General features: G+C 42.8%; 16 protein-coding genes. 3 read left to right on the forward strand and 13 right to left on the reverse strand.

Features of this window, described 5'->3' with window-relative positions; all coding sequences use genetic code 11:
- Positions 1-4 precede the first annotated feature (4 nt).
- From HMPREF0645_RS05510 to HMPREF0645_RS05520, 3 genes are all read right to left on the reverse strand, one after another.
- Positions 5-1,555, reverse strand: coding sequence for a right-handed parallel beta-helix repeat-containing protein (locus HMPREF0645_RS05510; protein ID WP_044123426.1), 1,551 nt, complete (start codon positions 1,553-1,555; stop codon positions 5-7).
- A 497-nt stretch (positions 1,556-2,052) separates the two neighbouring features.
- A complete protein-coding gene (locus HMPREF0645_RS05515; protein WP_007173924.1) occupies positions 2,053-3,255 on the reverse strand; it encodes a C1 family peptidase in 1,203 nt (400 codons plus the stop codon).
- A gap of 45 nt (positions 3,256-3,300) precedes the next feature.
- The gene (locus HMPREF0645_RS05520) at positions 3,301-4,698 is read right to left on the reverse strand and encodes an aminopeptidase P family protein (protein ID WP_007173925.1); all 1,398 of its coding nucleotides are present in this window, start codon (positions 4,696-4,698) and stop codon (positions 3,301-3,303) included.
- Between the two features lie 88 nt (positions 4,699-4,786).
- Between HMPREF0645_RS05520 and HMPREF0645_RS05525 the strand changes: the two genes are divergently transcribed.
- Positions 4,787-5,629, forward strand: coding sequence for a patatin-like phospholipase family protein (locus tag HMPREF0645_RS05525; protein WP_007173926.1), 843 nt, complete (start codon positions 4,787-4,789; stop codon positions 5,627-5,629).
- A 100-nt stretch (positions 5,630-5,729) separates the two neighbouring features.
- On the opposite strand, the gene trmD is transcribed toward HMPREF0645_RS05525, so the two are convergent.
- From trmD to HMPREF0645_RS05550, 5 genes are all read right to left on the reverse strand, one after another.
- Positions 5,730-6,404 (reverse strand): tRNA (guanosine(37)-N1)-methyltransferase TrmD, encoded by a 675-nt coding sequence (gene trmD / locus HMPREF0645_RS05530; protein ID WP_007173927.1) that lies wholly within the window; start codon positions 6,402-6,404, stop codon positions 5,730-5,732.
- Positions 6,405-6,488: 84 nt separating this feature from the next.
- Positions 6,489-7,232, reverse strand: coding sequence for a nucleoside-specific channel-forming Tsx family protein (locus HMPREF0645_RS05535; protein WP_007173928.1), 744 nt, complete (start codon positions 7,230-7,232; stop codon positions 6,489-6,491).
- Positions 7,233-7,292: 60 nt separating this feature from the next.
- Positions 7,293-9,290, reverse strand: a complete 1,998-nt coding sequence (gene ligA, locus HMPREF0645_RS05540) for an NAD-dependent DNA ligase LigA (RefSeq protein WP_007173929.1) — start codon at positions 9,288-9,290, stop codon at positions 7,293-7,295.
- 170 nt (positions 9,291-9,460) lie between these two features.
- Entirely contained in the window at positions 9,461-9,937 is a 477-nt protein-coding gene (ribH, locus tag HMPREF0645_RS05545) for a 6,7-dimethyl-8-ribityllumazine synthase (RefSeq protein WP_007173930.1), read from the reverse strand.
- 1 nt (position 9,938) lies between these two features.
- Positions 9,939-10,631: a tetratricopeptide repeat protein gene (locus tag HMPREF0645_RS05550; RefSeq protein ID WP_007173931.1), complete on the reverse strand. Its 693-nt coding sequence runs from the start codon at positions 10,629-10,631 to the stop codon at positions 9,939-9,941.
- Positions 10,632-10,768: 137 nt separating this feature from the next.
- Between HMPREF0645_RS05550 and recF the strand changes: the two genes are divergently transcribed.
- Together recF and HMPREF0645_RS05560 are read left to right on the forward strand one after the other, a co-directional pair.
- Positions 10,769-11,896, forward strand: coding sequence for a DNA replication/repair protein RecF (gene recF, locus HMPREF0645_RS05555; RefSeq protein ID WP_007173932.1), 1,128 nt, complete (start codon positions 10,769-10,771; stop codon positions 11,894-11,896).
- On the forward strand, positions 11,877-12,167 hold the full coding sequence (locus HMPREF0645_RS05560; protein ID WP_007173933.1) for a DciA family protein: 291 nt from the start codon (positions 11,877-11,879) through the stop codon (positions 12,165-12,167). Before recF ends, HMPREF0645_RS05560 begins: the two co-directional genes overlap by 20 nt.
- Positions 12,168-12,319: 152 nt before the next feature.
- Here HMPREF0645_RS05560 and HMPREF0645_RS05565 read toward each other — a convergent pair whose 3' ends face one another.
- The 5 genes from HMPREF0645_RS05565 to HMPREF0645_RS13650 all read right to left on the reverse strand — a co-directional run.
- Complete coding sequence (locus HMPREF0645_RS05565; RefSeq protein ID WP_007173934.1) at positions 12,320-12,961, reverse strand: HAD family hydrolase; 642 nt, start codon at positions 12,959-12,961, stop codon at positions 12,320-12,322.
- 1,337 nt (positions 12,962-14,298) lie between these two features.
- Positions 14,299-15,537 (reverse strand): hypothetical protein, encoded by a 1,239-nt coding sequence (locus tag HMPREF0645_RS05575; protein ID WP_007173936.1) that lies wholly within the window; start codon positions 15,535-15,537, stop codon positions 14,299-14,301.
- 54 nt (positions 15,538-15,591) lie between these two features.
- A complete protein-coding gene (locus HMPREF0645_RS13325) occupies positions 15,592-16,026 on the reverse strand; it encodes a hypothetical protein (RefSeq protein ID WP_083793812.1) in 435 nt (144 codons plus the stop codon).
- An 11-nt stretch (positions 16,027-16,037) separates the two neighbouring features.
- On the reverse strand, positions 16,038-17,699 hold the full coding sequence (locus HMPREF0645_RS05580) for a major capsid protein (protein ID WP_007173938.1): 1,662 nt from the start codon (positions 17,697-17,699) through the stop codon (positions 16,038-16,040).
- Positions 17,700-17,724: 25 nt separating this feature from the next.
- The coding region (locus HMPREF0645_RS13650; RefSeq protein WP_007173939.1) for a hypothetical protein at positions 17,725-18,553 on the reverse strand (829 nt) is incomplete at its 5' end.

Raw genomic sequence — 18,553 nt, forward strand, 5'->3', positions numbered from 1 at the left:
TAGCCTACTGCTCCATGGCTTTAAAGAATGAGTGGATTTTGGAAGCATCGACTGCATAGGCTTTAACGCCGTAGATGATCCGCTCGTTCATCAAACGCTGTAGACCAATATACCCGCTTGGATCCGTGTCGACGATGTGTTGCTGATAGTAATTGCTGCTATACCGTGGAGATACATCCTGCGGCAATTTCCCGTATTCGCCCAGATACCAGTTAGCGGAAAAGAAATTGTGGGTGGAGTGTTGCATGTCGAATTTGCTGGGTTCTGCCGTGTAGAAGATGTTATGAGCTATTGTCGTTGTATTGGCATAACCTCCCCAAGAGTCGGCAAGTATCATGGTGCGATCCATTTCGGGCTTCGGTTTTTTAGATGAATGAAGGATGTTATGGTTGATGTTGGTATGGATCACAGGCCCAGCAATGTGTATATTGGGAGAGAACATCTTTCCTGTGCGTGTGGTCTTTGGTCTGATGCCGTCACCAATACTGATGTTATATCTCACGATGCTGTTTTGGTTGCCAAGGCTGTAGCTGTCTGCCTCGCCGTCATCGCAGATCAATACGAGTCCGCCATAGTTCTCGTGGCTGTAGTTATACTGTATTAACGTATTCCGGCAATTGTAATCGCAGTCGTAACCTTGGGCATCCCATGGTGCCTTATGGCCCGATACGTCGTTGAATTGAATGACCGTATTGTCGCAGCTCCATGGCCAAATACCTGCAGCAGCCTCTGTGTCGGGCAGCATGTCGGGACAGTCGCGTATCACGTTGTATTCTATTAAAGTACTGTCGCAGCCTATAGGCACTATGCCGTCACCAGGCACTTGTTCGATGAGATTGCCGCGAACTATCGTATTGGTGCTGGGTGCCCAGTGGTGGCGATTGAAGTTACCGCTCCATATGATGGCATTGCGAGCACATCGTAAGATATGGCAATTTTTGATGATCAGACTGTCGAATCTTGACTCCTTCGTTTTGCCACCATTCTGTATCATTATACCGCAACCCCCGCCTTCGCTTTTTACCAGAGAACCATTGACGTCACGCACGATGACAGAGTCGATGGTGATATTGCGCGACACTCCGTAATCCATACATTCTATCAGCAGACCCGTGCGGTGAGCTTTACGCTCCTTTCCCGTGTTGACGATTTCTATTCCTCTCAAAGTGAGATAGTCGGAATTGTTGATTTTTAGGGCCCACTGTGAGTTGTCGTTACCGACCACTCGAGGCATGGCTCCTTGACCATAGGATGTGACCAAAATACGTCCTGCAGCAGTGCCTTTTCCGTTCACCTCAAGTTCACCACGAAAAACCTGTCCACGGTGCAGTAACAGACGATCACCTGCCTCCAGAAATTGTCGGCTGGCTCTTTCCAGCGTCTTCCAAGCCTTTTTAGGGCTTCTTCCTTTAGCACGGTCATTGCCATGGAGAACATCTACATAGTATGCCGTCGGCTGGTGTATCTCATTGTGAGGTACCACGTTTTCTGCCTTTGTCTTAGCAGCTCCGCAAAGGAGTAGCATTAAAACCATGAACAATTTATTATAATGCATATTGTGAAATAGTTTATGCGAGTCGTTTTCTGTCATTAGAGAGACGGCAGCAAATAGAGAGAACTGAAGAATACAAATATATGTTTTTTATAAAAATACAGCAACAAATATATGAATTATTTTGCTTATCCGTTAAATGCGCTCATCCTTGTCGTGCTGCAATAAAAGTCTAATCGTTAGGAATTTACCGTATTAATAGCTTTATGGAATGGCTACTTCTAAAACTGTTTTCGTATTTGTGTGCGGAATATTCAGGCATTTCTTCGCTTGATCGAAGACTCGGAGCGATGACGACTATCGTTCGAAAGACGAACGTATTGCGGCCGTTATACATGTGTCTAACGTTCGCCGTACAGGTGTATGTCGAACGACATACGATAACGCAACGCTGCGATGGCCACGTGGTCTGGCTTGGCATGATGGGAATTGGGATATAAACGAAAACGTCCCCGGCAACAACTGTTGCACGGGGACGCTATTCGTGATGAATCCTTTAATCAGATACCAATTTTCTTTTTTATATTTTTGGGTACCGCGTTCTTGTTTACCATGAAGTCCATGGTGTTGGCCACGATGAAATTTTTGGTCATATACCAAATACCCTTGTAGTCTCCGGTCTCTCCCCAAGAGTTTTTCACCATGTAGTATTCCTTGCCGTTTTGATCCTTGGCAATGCCATAGATCAGCATGCCATGGTCGTCGGTCAGTTCCCAATTGTCAAATCTCTCTTGTCTTAGCTTCTGTGTGGGTGTCAGTTCCGGAACATTAACGCCCAGCGAGTCCACAATGCTCTTTTTCTTGTCTGCCGACAGTTTCAGCCAGCGAGCCATGTCACTGCCCTCCATGTTCTCCATCTTTTTGGTATCGTACATGTAGGCCAGTCCCTGACGTGTAAAGCCATCCTCGCTCACGTCGCCGCCCCATGCCACGGTATAGCCGTTCATAATGGCATTGTCGATAATCTTGGACAGTTCCTCGATCGGAACATTCCATGACAAAGGATTGCGCCAATTATCTTGTACTTCGACAGCAAACTGTGTCCAGAATGGGTGATGTGTGTATGAGGTGAAGGTAACGTAGTTGTCCCAATCGAGTCCGAGACTTGAAGCAAAGCTCTTAGGTGTGTAAGTTTTGCCTTGATAAGTGAACTGCTCAGGACATTTGCCGAGATAAGCATCAAGAATGCCCTGAAGGCCTACCTTCCATTGTCCGGATAATTTCTTGGCACTGCTCTTGGCCACACTCTGGACATAGGGAGTCATTACGGAGAAAAACTCGTTGAAATTATTGAGCGAATCACCATAGAGGCTGCCAGGGAATGGCATGGCGTCCTCGGGACAAATGCCGTAGTGTTGAATGACATAGAGAGGGTCGTAGCAGCTACCGCCTTGTGCAAACTGGCAGTCGCCGTGCAGGCGAACAACCTGGATGGCACGATCCATATAGGTCTTGTTGGTCACAAAACTTTCGCAAAGGTCGTAGGTCTTGCCTGTTGCCTTCAGTATTTCTGCCTCAAAAAAGCTCAGTGTGGAGTATGCCCAGCAGGTGCCCGACCGGTTCTGGTCTTTGATACTGGTAATTGCATTCTCTTTCACTACGGTGAACACCGGCTTGTTCGGTTTGTCCTCGCTTTTCTTGTCTTGAGCATAGGCTCCGGTTGCAAATACTGCAAGGAGAGCCATGATAAGTTGTTTTTTCATTATCTGTTATAATTATTAGTTAGTTCTTTATTTTCTCAGAGTGTGTCAGCGTGCGATAAATTCCTCTACATCCTTGGGATGGTAGGGTATGCGGTCTTTGCCAATGAACCGGCAGCCGTCCGCTGTGATGAGCAGGTCGTCTTCAAGACGGATACCTCCAAAGTCCTTGTAGGTTTCGAGCTTGTCAAAATTGATAAACTCCTTGCAATGCCCGCTGGCTTTCCATTCGTCGATGAGAGCCGGGATGAAGTATATACCTGGTTCATCGGTTACGACGAAGCCCTCCTCCAGGCGTCGACCCATACGTAGGCAGTTGGTTCCAAACTGCTCGAGGTTGGGCCGAACCTCTTCGTCAAAGCCCACATTGATCTGGTCGAGGTTCTCCATGTCGTGCACGTCCATGCCCATCATGTGACCCAGACCGTGAACCATAAACATAGCATGTGCACCGGCAGCCACGGCCTCATCGGTGTCACCCTTCATCAGTCCGAGTTCCTTCAGACGTTCGGTCATCAGTCGACACACCCCGAAATGCACGTCCCACCACTTTACACCGGGCTTTGCCACGGTGAGTACGTAGTCGTGACACTCCTCAACAATCGAGTAGATTTCCAACTGTCTCTGGTCGTAGCGACCGCTGACAGGTGTTGTGCGTGTGTTGTCCGAGCAGTAATTGTTGATGGTTTCCGCACCCGCATCACAGAGCATAAGCCTCCCTTCTTGCAGCTTGGCCATCGAGGGGGAACCGTGTTGTATCTCGCCGTGCTGCGAAAGAATGGTCGGGAAGCTCACCATGGCACCCATTCCGTTGGCTATACCATCGAGAACGCCGGCGATTTCTTTCTCTGTGACGCCCGGGCGGCACATTTTCATGGCTGTGGTATGCATCTTATAGCCAATGGCTGCAGCACGTTCGAGTTCTTCGATTTCCTCAGCAGTCTTGGTTGATCGCATCTTGACAACGGCTTGAATAAGAGGCATGGAGGCACTCTCTTTTTGTTGGTTGGGATGAATTCCCAATAGGTCGAATATCTGAATCTTGATATCTGATCGATAGGGGGGAAGGAAGTGTAGTTTACGTTTGTCGCGCATGGCATCATGGCAGATGGTTGTTAAGGCTTTCATGGGGGCACTATTGGCTACGCCTATCTGCAATGCCATGTCGTGGACGCTATCCACTGCACCATACCACACAATGTCATCAATGGAAATATCGTCGCCAATGAGGGTTTCGACATCGTTGTCTATGTCGATAACTCCAACGAGACCGCTCCTGTTCTGTCCAAAATAATAGAGGAAGGAGGAGTCTTGGCGGAACGGATGATAGCCATTATTAGGGAAGTTAGCTGGTGACTCGTTATTACCAAATAAAACAATAATGCCGCTCTTAACGAGTTTTTTCAACTCTGCGCGTCGGCGTGCGTAAGTCTCTTTGCTAAACATATTAGGGATTTTTAATTTTTAAATACTTGCAAAGTTACAAATAATACGTTAGAAATGAGTACATTTGTAGCCGAAATTTATAGTAATTATGCAATTTGACAGAAATATCGGCCTTGTGCTTGAAGGTGGTGGGATGCGCGGTGTTTTCACGAGTGGTGTTCTCGATGCTTTTATGAAGCATGAGTTATATTTCCGTTATGTGGTCGCTGTATCGGCTGGAGCATGCAACGGCATGAGCTATATTTCTCGCCAACCACGTCGAGCTCGCCTTACCAACATTGATTTTTTAGCCAAATACGACTATGTGGGCTTGAGACATCTGGTTACTCAAGGCTGTGTGTTTGATCGGAAACTGTTGTATGACCGCGTGCCCAACGAATTGATACCCTTTGATTATGATGAGTATTTCAAGCATGCAGAAAATTTCGAAATTGTTGCGACGAGTTGCAGGACAGGACGCGCGGTGTATCTTACAGAGTGTGAAGACCGACATCGTGCCAATACGATAGTGCGGGCTTCAAGCAGTCTGCCGTATGTCAGCAAGATAGTGGAAGTGGACGGTGAACCCATGCTTGATGGTGGAATAGTTGACTCAATTCCCGTGATGCGGGCTATGGAGACCGGACATAAAACCAATGTTGTGATTTCTACCCGTAATTATGGCTACCGGAAAACAAGCAAAGATCGCAAAATTCCATCCTTTGTCTATCGGAACTATCCTCGTCTCCGTGTAGCGCTCAGCCGTCGTATTGAGGCCTACAACAATCAACTTCAGCTCATTGAGGACTTAGAACGGCAAGGGGATATTATTTGCATTCGTCCGCATAAGCAAATGGAGGTGAAGCGAATAGAGAAAGACACGAAGAAGCTTGAGCGTCTTTACGAAGAAGGGTTCAGTTTGGGCGAGAAGTTTTGTGAGGAATATATGTAGAACTATCAATCGACGTGCAAGTCATCTTTTTCCTTTTTCTGGTCATGAAAGGGGTAGGGGCAGTACTGAATTTTTCCAGAGAGGTTCTTCGATATGCCTTTTATTTCAGCAGGTCAGGTCTCAGCCGTTTGGTTCTTTCCATGGCTTGATCCATTTCCCACTGTTTAATTTTGGCCTCGTTGCCGCTCAATAGGATGTCGGGTACTTTCCAACCTTTGTAATCTGCCGGTCGCGTGTAAACCGGAGCAGCCAGCAAGTTGTCCTGGAAACAATCGGAAAGTGCACTCTGTTCATCACCAACCACACCTGGAACAAGGCGTATCACAGTGTCGGCAATGATGGCAGCAGCCAGCTCGCCACCTGTCAGCACGAAGTCACCTACGCTGATTTCTCGTGTGACGAGATGATCGCGTACGCGTTGGTCTATGCCTTTGTAGTGACCACAAAGAATAATGAGGTTCTGTTGAAGGCTCATGGTGTTGGCCATTTGTTGGTCAAACTTTTCACCATCGGGCGATACATAGATGATATCATCATATTCACGTTCATCTTTCAGGGCTTGGATGCATCTGTCAATGGGTTCTATCTGCATGACCATTCCGGCAAACCCGCCGTAGGGATAGTCGTCCACGCGACGCCATTTGTCCTTGGTGTAGTCTCTGAGATTGTGCAGCTGAATCTCTGCCAGCCCTTTCTTTTGGGCACGAGCCAATATAGATTCGTTTACAAACCCCTCGATCATTTCCGGTAATACGGTGATGATGTCTATTCTCATAGTGCTAATATCTGATCTGATGAAAGCAGAACGCCTTTCTTTTTTATGAATTTGTTTTCTCCCTCAATACTTCATGAACCTGTGTTAACGGAACGTCCATTTTGCGGCAAGGGTCGGAATGGCATAGAATCGGTTGTTCTTTCCATTGTTGTTCCACACGAAGTTGTTACTCAGTTCCACTTCTGTGCCAAGACTTAGGTTCACTTTCTCCATTCCCTTGAGGGTGTTCAGGTTAAACCAGAACTGTGGTTCGCTTATTATAATCCACTTGCCCTTCACGTTGGGGTTGTACCACGTGTCACAGAATCCGCTGAACGTACACAGATTGTTGGCAAAGGTTATGCTCCAAACCTCTGTGAGTTGAAACGAGCTGAATGGGCTGGCACCGTAATGACGACTCTTGAAATAATACTTGTACATGGCTTGGATGCTGAAGGTTTGCCGGAAGTCGGCACTGTGCCAGTTCCATGCTCCACCGCCCAATACGGCGTGCTGAAATCGTGTTGCCATCCACGTTTTCTCATCGCTACTCAGTCCGCCGTTGTATTCTACGTGGGCAGCCCATTGCTTATTCTTTGTCATGTTAAATTCCCGAGTTATCTCCCAATAGGCGCCGGCCACACCGTCTCGCTGATAGTCAATGTCGGTGAAGGTGTATGTACTTCCCCAGTTGTCCGGGTGAAACATTTCAAAGGTCGTGGTTACGCTCGGTCGATTGCTCAAATCGTTGTACAACGTGTGTCCGAGATCATAATGAATTTGAAGATTTTGCGCAAACAAAGCCAAGGTAACGGCTACTAACGCAACTGTTGTGAGAAGTCGTTTCATGATTGTATGATTTTTTGCAAAATTACTTTAAAATCTCAGATAGCCCAAGTTTTTCTGTGACTATTCTGTGAATCGGACGATAAATTCATCTTCTGAAATGATGGGGATATGCAGTTGTTGTGCCTTTTGGTTCTTTCCGCTTGTTGAAGTAACATCGTTGTTGATAAGAAACGATGTTGACTTGCTCACAGATCCTGTCACCTTTCCGCCTTGACTCTCTATGTAAGCCTTGAGTTCGTTTCGATTTTTATAATGGTGAACGTCTCCGGTTACTACAAAAGTTAGACTCTCACATTTCTTTCCCGTAGGTTCAATCGAGACTTGTTCGATAACAACTTCTTGTAAAAGCCGGTCTACAATGGTTTGGTTTCGCACGTCACTAAACCAGTTGACCAGTGAAGCCGACGTCTCCGGGCCAATACCGGGAATCATGGCCAGCAAATCACCGGGTGCAGGCGTGAACAGGTCGGTGCTTTTTCCTCGTCCGGTGACCATGTTGATAAGGTCGGTCAAAGCGTAGGTTGACAGCAGGCGGTTGCAAGCATCCTTCCCGACTAAGGGGATGGAGAGGGCGTAGAGAAATCTGCGGGCTTCGACTTTCCGAGATTTCTCAATCGAACTTACCATGTTGGCAGCTGACTTTTCACCAAACCCTTCAAGGCGGGCTATCTGTCCTGCATGGGCCGGAAGATGATAGATGTCAGCATATTCGGCAACCCATCCAAGGTTGATAAACTTCGAAATGGTTTGTTCTGAAATTCCGTCCACGTCCATTCCGTCCTTAGACAGAAAGCGCCTGAACTTCTTGAGTTCTTTGGCCGGACATGTCTCGTTCGTGCAATGCAGAGTTCTGGTGCCACTACTGGGACTCACAATAATTTCAGTGGGGGATTTACACACCGGGCATTCGTGTGGTGTTTCCAGTTCACCTACTTTCTCATACACTTTGATTACCTTTGGAATAATTTTGTTTGCCTTGATTACTGCGAGCTTCGTGCCCTTTCCGCCAATGCCCAATCGTTCGCATTCGCTGATGTTACATAGCGATGCCCGTTTTACAGTGGTGCCTTCGAGTTCCACGGGGCGAAACACGGCAACAGGCGAAATGGTCGATGCTGCGCAGCTCCATTCTATTTCTTCCAATTCGGTGTCAGCACTCTCGTCTTGCCATTTGAACGCGTAGCCCGCCCTGGTGGCATGATGTCCGGTAACCGATCCGGTCGAAGCATACGCTGTGTCGTCATAGACAATAACTAAGCCGTCCACAGGATATGGATTCTCACGATTGGTCACTCTCAGCGTCCATTGATCGATTGCCTTTTGTATGTTCTCAAGCGTAGGTTGCTCAATACATTCGTGGTCTACGCATTGCATGCCATTCTCCCTCAAGAAGTCCATTCGGCTCCCCCAAGAGCTGATGTCCTCGTCAGAATGTACCAGCGTGAACGGTATCCATCGGATATTTCTCTGCGACACCTCATTGGGGTCTTTCAGTGTCAATGAACCTGATGCAAGATTGCGCGGATTGGCGTATTCTGCATCATTTTCCATGTTGAATTGTTCAAAATCTTCATAAGAGATAATGGCTTCGCCACGGATTACCACGTGCCCTTTGTTCTTGATTTTCTGTGGAATCCCTGCAATAGCTTTGGCTAAATGAGTGATATTGGTGCCGATATGCCCATTGCCACGGGTGACCACTTTTGTGAGCTTACCGTTATCGTAAGTCACTACCAATGTCAGTCCGTCTAATTTCCAAGACAACCATATTGGTCTGCCTGTAGCCCACTTTACCAGGTCATCCACCAATTTGGTCTTGGCAAGGGATAATGTGGCAAACTCATGCTCTTCTTTCTGGCCTGTGATATTGTCTTCCGACACTCTGTTGGTGGGCGAGTCGGGTAGAGTCTTTCCAGTCTCCTGTTCGATAAGTTTCAGCTTATCGAACAGGGCATCCCATTCGTAGTCAGACATCAATTCGTCACGACCATTGTAATATGCATCCGATGCACGGTTGAGCTGCTCAACCAACTCCTGCATCCTTTGAAGTTTATCCATAGAATTTAACTATTTTCCCCCTACCAAGGCTTAAAAAACAAATGAGGTGACAGTATGAGTCGGGTTTCCTACGACTCTCTACCATCACCACACCAGTATACCAAACGATTGAACAACAATCCTTTGTCGTTTTAAAATATATTGCTGCTAAACCGAATGATTGTTCAAACTTAGTATTTAGCCATTTTGATGGCTACAATTGCACACTCATCACCTTTGTTTCCTAATCGTCCGCCACTACGATCCTTAGCTTGCTGAAGATCATTGGTTGTTAGCAAACCGAATACAACCGGAATATTTTGATTGGCATTCAAATATGATATTCCATGGGTTACTCCTTCACAGATGTAGTCAAAATGAGGTGTTTCACCACGGATAACACATCCAAGGATGATGACGGCGTCGAACCCATCGTTTTTACACATTTGTTGTGCACCATATACAAGTTCGAAGCTTCCAGGCACTGTCTTGATATGAATGTTCTCCGGAATTGTGCCATGCTTCTCCAAAGTTTTGACAGTCCCGTCAAGAAGGGCTCCAGTTATCTCTGGATTCCATTCTGAAACAACAATGCCAAAACACATGTTGCTTGCATCGGGGACCTTGCTGAAGTCGTAATCCGATAGGTTGTGGAGTGTAGTTGCCATTTTATTTTTTGGTCCTTTCTATATATTTATCAATCTCATTGCTCTGAACAAGCATGGAGTTTGTGTATTTTTTCTTGATGTCCTGATAAATCTTCAGTGCTTCATCTTGTTTATTTTGGGATTCCAGGAGCTGGCCCGCTTGAAGCAGGAAAGTGGGGGAGAGGCTGTTGTTTTCACCGTCCTTGGCCTTGGAATCTGCTTTTTTGGCAGCATCCTTCAATTTGTCAATCGCCTTGTCCACTTGCCCAACATGTGCATATGCATTGCCAAGTGCCTGAACGGCTGCGGGACTTACCATGGCATCCTTTGCGGGAGAATATTCTTCGAGAAACTTTACAGCATCCTGCCACTTATCAAGTTGAGCGTAGCACAGACCTGCATAAAGATTTGCCAAGTTGCCGGCCTTGGTACTACTGTAGTCACTGGCTATTTTGATAAAGCCCGGATAGCCTGCACCATCACCGTTGAGAGCCTTGTCAAACTGCTCGCTGTTAAAGTAATCCTGTCCGCGGGCAATAGCTGTGCTTGCCTTTTCTTCCCGTGGAGCACTGATGAATGACTTATAGCAGAAGTATCCTGCAATGATTAGTACAACTGCAATGGCAGCTATAAGAATTGCCTTGCCGTTTTTTTGGAAGAAAACCTCTGATTTCGATGTAATTTCGTTTGTTGACTGTTCGTTTGAATTTGCCATTATTTTATTGATTTTATTATTTTCGATAAATCGCAACAAAATTAACAACTTTATCTCACATATTGAAATTTAAAAGGCTCTTTTTTCGTTTTTGAAATACAAATGAGCTAACTTTGCACACAGCAGAGTCATTACAAATGGTATTAAAGAACATTTCGATTATAAACTACAAAAATATAAGTGCAGCGCAACTTGCATTTTCTCCCAAAATCAACTGTTTTATTGGCAATAACGGTGAAGGCAAAACGAATCTTTTGGATGCCATTTATTATCTTTCATTTTGCCATAGTTGTTTTACGAATATAGACGGGCAGGTGCTCATGCATGACAAAGAATTCTTTGTGATTGACGGAGAATACGTTACAGATAGCGGAGAAATCGAAAATATTAATGTAGGTCTGAAGAGAGGCCGGGGGAAAAGATTTAGTCGCAATAAAAAAAATTACAAAAGACTTTCTGAACATATTGGCCTAATACCATTAATATTCGCCTCTCCCTCTGACATGACACTCGTAAATGGAGGAGGAGAAGAACGTAGAAAACTGATGGACATTGTAATAGCCCAATATGACAACAGATATATTGATGCATTGAATGCTTATAACAAGGCATGGCAGCAACGAAACGCCCTGCTGAAAATGGAGGAGGAACCTGACAACACACTTCTTGACCTATGGGAAACTGAAATGGCAGAACAAGGAGAAATTGTATACAGAAAACGAGACTCATTTGTCAAAGAGTTAACCCCCGTCTTCCAAGAGATCTACCAATATATTTCAGGACAACAAGAAAAGGTTTCATTGAGATACGTATCCCATGGTCAGCGTGGAAACTTGCTGGAAGTCATTCAGCGCGACCGCTTTAAAGACAGAGCCGTAGGGTATAGCTTGCATGGCATCCATCGTGACGAATTGGAAATGCTGATAGGAGACTATCCGATGAAGCGAGAAGGAAGTCAGGGACAGATCAAGACCTATGTACTTGCACTGAAGTTGGCGCAGTTTGATTTCCTCAGAAGAACGGCATCCAACACCACGCCCCTGCTGCTCCTTGATGACATCTTTGACAAACTTGACTCTCAGCGAGTGGAACAAATCGTCAGACTTGTGTCAGGAGACAATTTTGGTCAGATTTTCATAACAGACACCAACCGAGGACATTTGGATAAAATTTTAAGTCACAACCATGGAGAATACAAACTCTTCGATGTGAAAAGTGGCGAAATAAAAGAAAGGAATGATAGCCATGTTCAAACGGGATGTTAAACCTCTGGGCGATGTTTTACAACAGTTCTTGCGAAACGAAGGACTGGAAACGCCTTTGCTTCAAAAGCGCATCATAGACGCGTGGAACCAAGTTGTAGGCGACAGAATTGCCGGCTACAGCTCAGACAAATTCATCAAGAACCAAGTTCTCTTTGTAAAAATAGTAAACCCGGCATTGCGACAAGATTTGAGTATGATGCGTTCACAATTGGTGAAACGTCTTAACAGTAGTGTGGGCACCTCTGTTATATCAGACATAAAAATCTACTGAATCCGCTTGTAAAGAGAGCTTTCAACATGTTTCTCCATTTTGAAAGTCCAGATGTCGATATCCTCACAATGTAGCCCTGTTGTTTCGTTGTTCCATGAGGGTCGTCAAGCGGAGTGGGGGATAAAGTGTACGCAGTTTACATTCCTAATCGCCTATAGGTCAAGAATATCAGATGGATGACTCACCATAGTTGTGGCACCGTGTTCTATGAGAAAACGACGGTCTTTGAATCCCCAAAGTACACTGACACACGGTATGGAACAGTTCCGGGCCGTGGCAATGTCCACGTCGCTGTCGCCTACGTATACGGTGTTTTCAGTCGTAGAATTCAGCTGCCGCATAGCCTCAAGAACCATGTCCGGAGCAGGCTTCTTCTGAATATTCTTTGATTCGCCAATGGCTATCGTAATGGTATCACCAAAATATCGCCGCACCAAATCTTTTGTGGCCGCATCAAATTTGTTGCTTACAACGGCAAGTTCCTTGTCTTGCTCTTTTAAAACTTTTAGAAGTTCCAATATTCCATCGTAAGGTCGGGTGTAAACAGTGCTATGGTCAAGATAATATGTTCTAAACAACTGAAAAACCTGATCGAACATTGGGTTGTCAGCTCCTTGTGGAACACTTCGTTCCATCAGCTTTCGAACACCATTTCCAACAAAATTTTGTATGTCCTCAACGGGGTATTCCGGCATGCCAAAGTTGCGTAGCGCGTAATTGCAGCTTGCAGCAAGGTCCTCTATGGAATTCAGAAGCGTGCCATCCAAATCGAATATATAGTTATCATATTTCATAGTGAATGTAAAGTTAATGCAATTTTTTCAAATTAACAAAGATATCCCGATCAAACTTCTGGGAAGTGGACCGGTTTTGCACGGACATAGACAGCAGATGGTCACGACCAGAGTGTTTCGAAGCTCTTGTATGCTCATTGATGCTACGAAAATAGTTCCAAATATATTTACAAAAGTGTCTCTATATTTCGCGTATTTCAAAAACATAAACCTTTGGCTCGAAATTCGCGAAAATTGAGAGTGTTTTCCAAATGGCTGATACGCAATCAATTATGATAAACAATGGTTTTTTGAGCCAATCTGCTATATGGATTACTTGGCGAGTAGATATGGAACGGGGTCGCGATTAAGCCTTAAACGCAAGATGACTGAACTCTTGTCATGTCGCGTCTAAGCCTTTGTGGCAGTCCGTCTAAGCCTTAATCGCAAATCAATGTTGATTTTAAAGAGTGCAACATCTGGTTTTCTGGTATGACGAATCAGAAAACTAAGCGAACCGAGAGCCAGAATCACAATTCATGCAGACAAGTTTCTGGTGAACAAAATCTGACAAGTTCATCAGTTCTTAATATATTCTTATGATGTGCATAATTTAAGTTTGCCTGTGCGAATCGACAATAAAAACATAATGTGTGATATGTTGAATACCAAATATACGTTAAATATACTTAATTTATAATACCATAATCATGCAATACAGCACCAATAAGAGTGAAAAAAATACCACCAATCAAAAAAATTAATAATAAGAGAGATAACCATAAAAGGCACTTCTTAAGAATTTTTTCAACTATATTTATAAAATCACTCATATAATTATTTTTTGCAAATATAGGAAAATAAAATAATAAGCATGTAAAGAAATAAGAAAAATTTTTATGTGGTGTCACTTTTCAGAAGTAGAAACAAGAGAACGACGTTTGACGGGGGCAAACGCCTGGTGGAAAGTGAGACAAATAATAGGGTAGAATAGGCTGTTTTTGGCTTATATTGGCGCCTATCGGCTTACCATGCGGCATCCCATTCGGCGTATACCAAGGTGCTAACCGCTTTGTCGCTCCGCTCCTCTACATTATTTAATTTTATTTCCTACTCGGAAATAAAAAAGCCGTGCGGCAAACACGGCTAATAATTAATAAAAGGGCTTTTCATAGTCACTACATTGTGTAGGGTTATGCAAGTAAGGACATTCTATATTGCGATAAGAACACCAAGTAAAACGAGCAGGCAAACCGTGACCAGACATAACAATACAACGGAAACGACAAAAGTCTTCAGGTTCCGTTTCAAAAAATTCAAAATCCATAGCATAATAAATAAATTTAATTAATTATTAATTACCTTAAAAATCCTTTAATAGGTTTATTTTTAGGTTTAGAACCTTTAAGTGTACGATATGCAATACCAGCATCACGAGCACCTCCAAGAATTTGACCAAGAGAACCTAATATTGGATCGAGATGAAAACCAACTGGGTTATTAAGCCACCAAGCCTTACTAGCTGCAGCTGGGTCTTCATAATTATACTGAGATTCAGCAATTTTTGCATTATACTTTTTTGCATGAGCATCCCAAGAAGCAGCACTAACATTATACCTACGCAAAGCATTAGTAGATAGGCCTGCCTGCATACTTGCATAGGCATTGGCTAACGAAGCTTGAGCGGAAGCATTATTAGCAGCAATATTAGATTTCATAACTGCTAACGACTGTTTCAAGTTATCAAGTTCGGCAGGCTTAACAAATTCCAAATCATATCTTTTTACGATTTGGTCAATTTCCATATTTTCAATATTTACTTCACCTGCCAATATGTCCTGCTGAAGTTTTTCGACAGCCAATACATTGCGACTAATATTAGATTGTTGCTCGGCATCAAAATTGCTTACATACTCTCCATTCTCATCAACCAACGGTTTGCCGTTCTCATCCATAGCGTTTCTAGAATAGAATTCTTGGCGCCATTGTTCGAACGTGCTTTGTACTGTATTAATCTTGGCTGCTGCTTGCGCAGACTGTATTTGCGAAATAGCAGTTAAACCGCTTGAGTAATACGCGCTGATACCTCCGTCTTCTAATGAATCATTGGCTACTTGCTTTTTCATCTCATAGTCGAACGCATCGTTACGAGAGGTTTGAGCATCAATTTCTTTCTGTTTCATTAAAGTGTCAAAGAACGAAGAAGCAGCACCGCGAATACCTTCTCCAAAAGCAGCACCGGGGTTTAACTCACTGGGAGTACCTAACCCGGCGGAAAAAGATGAAAGACTAGAACCTTGTGCACTACCAAGATTTTGTTTATCATACAAATAAGGGTTATAACCAGCAGCTTCAATACGTTTACGAATGTTAGACGGATCATTCCAAGCAAAATTCTGTTGATTAACTTCACGTTGGAAATCCATTTGTTGCTGATTAACTTTATCATTATAGGCTTGTTGCTGAAGCATCATATCCCATTGATGACGACGATTGCGTCTGTTGAGATTAGAACTACCAGCAGCACCTAAAACACCGCCTAAAAGCGATGAACCAGCGGCAATTAAAGCACCACCTGTTATTGGATCAAGAGGCATAATAAAAGAATTTAATCCCTACCCAAATAGGGTAGGGGATAGTTAAAAAAACATTTAGGAATCACTATTAGAAGAATCTGAATTATCAGAACCTTGAGAAGAAGAAGCAGAAGAATCACTATCGGAATAATCATCAACTACATGAGAAAGATGAGAGGCAAACGCAGCATCGTCTGTCATAGTCTGATTATAACGAGACGGAGTCATAGAGATAAGCTCATCATCTGAAAGGTTATTGCGCTTACTAACTGGTACCTTTTGTAAAGTAGACATAAGTCGTTCACGCTCCAAAGGGTTAACATTCGGGTCCATGACTTTAGAAAGAACATTAGGCCTACGTTTCAATTTTTCGTCATACGGACAAATGACATCACATTCTTCATTTGCTTTACTATTCAAACAAACACCTGAAGAGGTATAATCAGCACGACGAGACATAACCTCAAGTTGAGCAGCGCTGAGATGGGGAAAATAAATACTAAGTTCCATAATAAAAGAAATTAAACTCTGGGCATACCATCAACAGACATGTCAGAAACTTTAACAATATTAAAATTACAACCACCATAAACACAGTCATTAGCTTCAGTGCCGTTGTAATCAACAGGGAAAATAGAGTTCAAACAACCTGGATCAATTTTAAAATCAGCAATTTCCAATTGAGGAAAAGTTGTCCAACGACGGAAACGAGATACACTCCAACTTGAAAGAGCATCACTTTGAGCAAACTGTCCATGATTAACATCAAGTGCAGTTTTATATTCACTGTAACGAGGCTGATAACCTAAAACAGGGTTTTTCGGATCAGTAGTACAAAAACTCGAAATATAAGAAGAATTCAAAGGCTGCATTCCAAGATTTTCGAACTCAGGAGTGAAATAATCAAAACGATCTAATTTATCGACCATCGGATCAAGACGAGTGCAATCGTATTGAATCTGAGGAACAAGAGAGTAAATACACATCAGAACACCATGTTCTTTTGCATCAAAAACAATACGACCACGACCTGAACCTGTACCTTTACCTGCAACACGACCAAGATAACCTGCCTCAGGTTTATATTCAGTAGCTGTAGTACCTGAAGTTTGAGTCACATCAGAAACCTGCATATCTGAATCAAAACCACCAAGATAATTTACACGACCATCTCTACTATCTGGTATCTCAACACCATAATGTGCGCGCATTTGATCTTGAAATGTTTTACCAGCACGCATGGTTACAGATAAAAGTTTATCAACAGCAAAAGCAGCACGAAGAGAAGAAACAGAAAAATCACCTTCTGAACTATCAGTATCGACACCAAAATTAACACGTGTAAAATTTGAACCATCTGATTTTACATAATCACGAGGAGCGATATTAATATTATCAACATCTTCAAAAGCAGTAGTAAAAGAAAATAATTGACTCTGTCTTAAATTAGTGAAGTAATCAGTCTGAGCATTACGATACCTAAGCTTAAAAAGATCAGCTACGACTTTAGCATCAACGAGTCCACCTTTGAATTTATCGAAGTTAAAACTATCTGTATCAAAATTTTCATAATTTGAGTTACGATAATAATCCTGGTAGATCTTATTATAAGCAAGAATACGAAAAACGCTACAATTATAATCAAGATTATTTTTTAAACCTGAGACATTATCAGGATAAGCAGTACCAAAAGAATCAAACTTACGACCATAACCTAACAAATCAAGTAAACGAAAGGCACCATACTTAAATTTATATTGTAAATCATCAGTACTACCACTACCAGATTCCTTACCTGTATTAAGAGAATTAAAAACTGAATCAACATTAAAATAAGGAACTTGTAAAGGAGAAGTACCACCTTGTATTGACTTATTAGCAGAACTGTGAAAATCATTCATACCTGTGATGAATTGATCAAACTGTGCCCATAACTGGTGATAAGGAACGAAAAAGAACTCATAAACACCTCGCATACTTGCAAATGCAGCAGTATTCATTGGAAGAGTACGCATGAAATCCTGAGCATTAATTTCAACATGATCATGTGGAATCAAATCAAGATTAAGAACAGGTAACAGCATACCTGCATGAGCAGTAAACAAATGGCGTTGTGACAAATCAAACGCATTGCGATTGCGATTAGGGCGAGTAGCCTTGATTTTTGGAATTGAAACACTCATAATAATTAAAATTTAAAATGAAACATTAATCTAATTTGCGATAATTCGCAAAGTATTTATTATTAGCTTTTTTACTTTTAAGTCGAGATTCAAAACTTTTATAAGAATCAATTTCAAACGAAACAAATTCGGGTGAATTTACCTCTAAATTATCATCTATAAAAGATGTATTAAGAACTCCGTTAGAATCATACAAATGAATATAAATACCTGTGCTATGTAAAATATTTTTATATGACAAAGGAAGATCTTTATAATCTTTAAATGAAACAGGAATGTTTTCAGATAGAAAAGGGTAAGCAGCAAAGATAGATTTATTACCTTTCCATTCGTACCAATCATTAAGTTGATCGATGAAATCATGATACAAAGAGAGTTCGAGCAGAGATTCGAAACGACCAAACAAATAAAGATAAGCATCAACAGGGTGAGCAAAACCTATATTACTGAAAAGAGGATATTTTTCTATCATTCTATGACAGTACAAGGAAGCAAACCATGTGGAGTCATCATCCATACCTAATGCAAGGTACAAAGGATGAGAGCTTAAACAATGACGTAAGGTGTATTCGCGGTTTTTACGTACAAAGGACTTCACAGATTTGAAACCATCATATTGAGCAAGTCTAGTTACTTTTTCTTTCCATTGAGAATACTCATTTGTAACGAACGAGTATATAAGCGATTTTGCATAAGCAGAAAGGTCACGATATCCGCGACATTTGCGGAACACGGTACATAAGTCACTTTTGGTATAAGGAACACAAGTAACGCTGACTTCTCCGTTGTTCTTAAAAGAGACGCTGTCATATTTGACAGTTCCATTATAGACATCCTCGAGCATTTTAGTTTTA

The organism is Hallella bergensis DSM 17361 (assembly GCF_000160535.1).
Classification (GTDB): Bacteria; Bacteroidota; Bacteroidia; order Bacteroidales; family Bacteroidaceae; genus Prevotella; species Prevotella bergensis.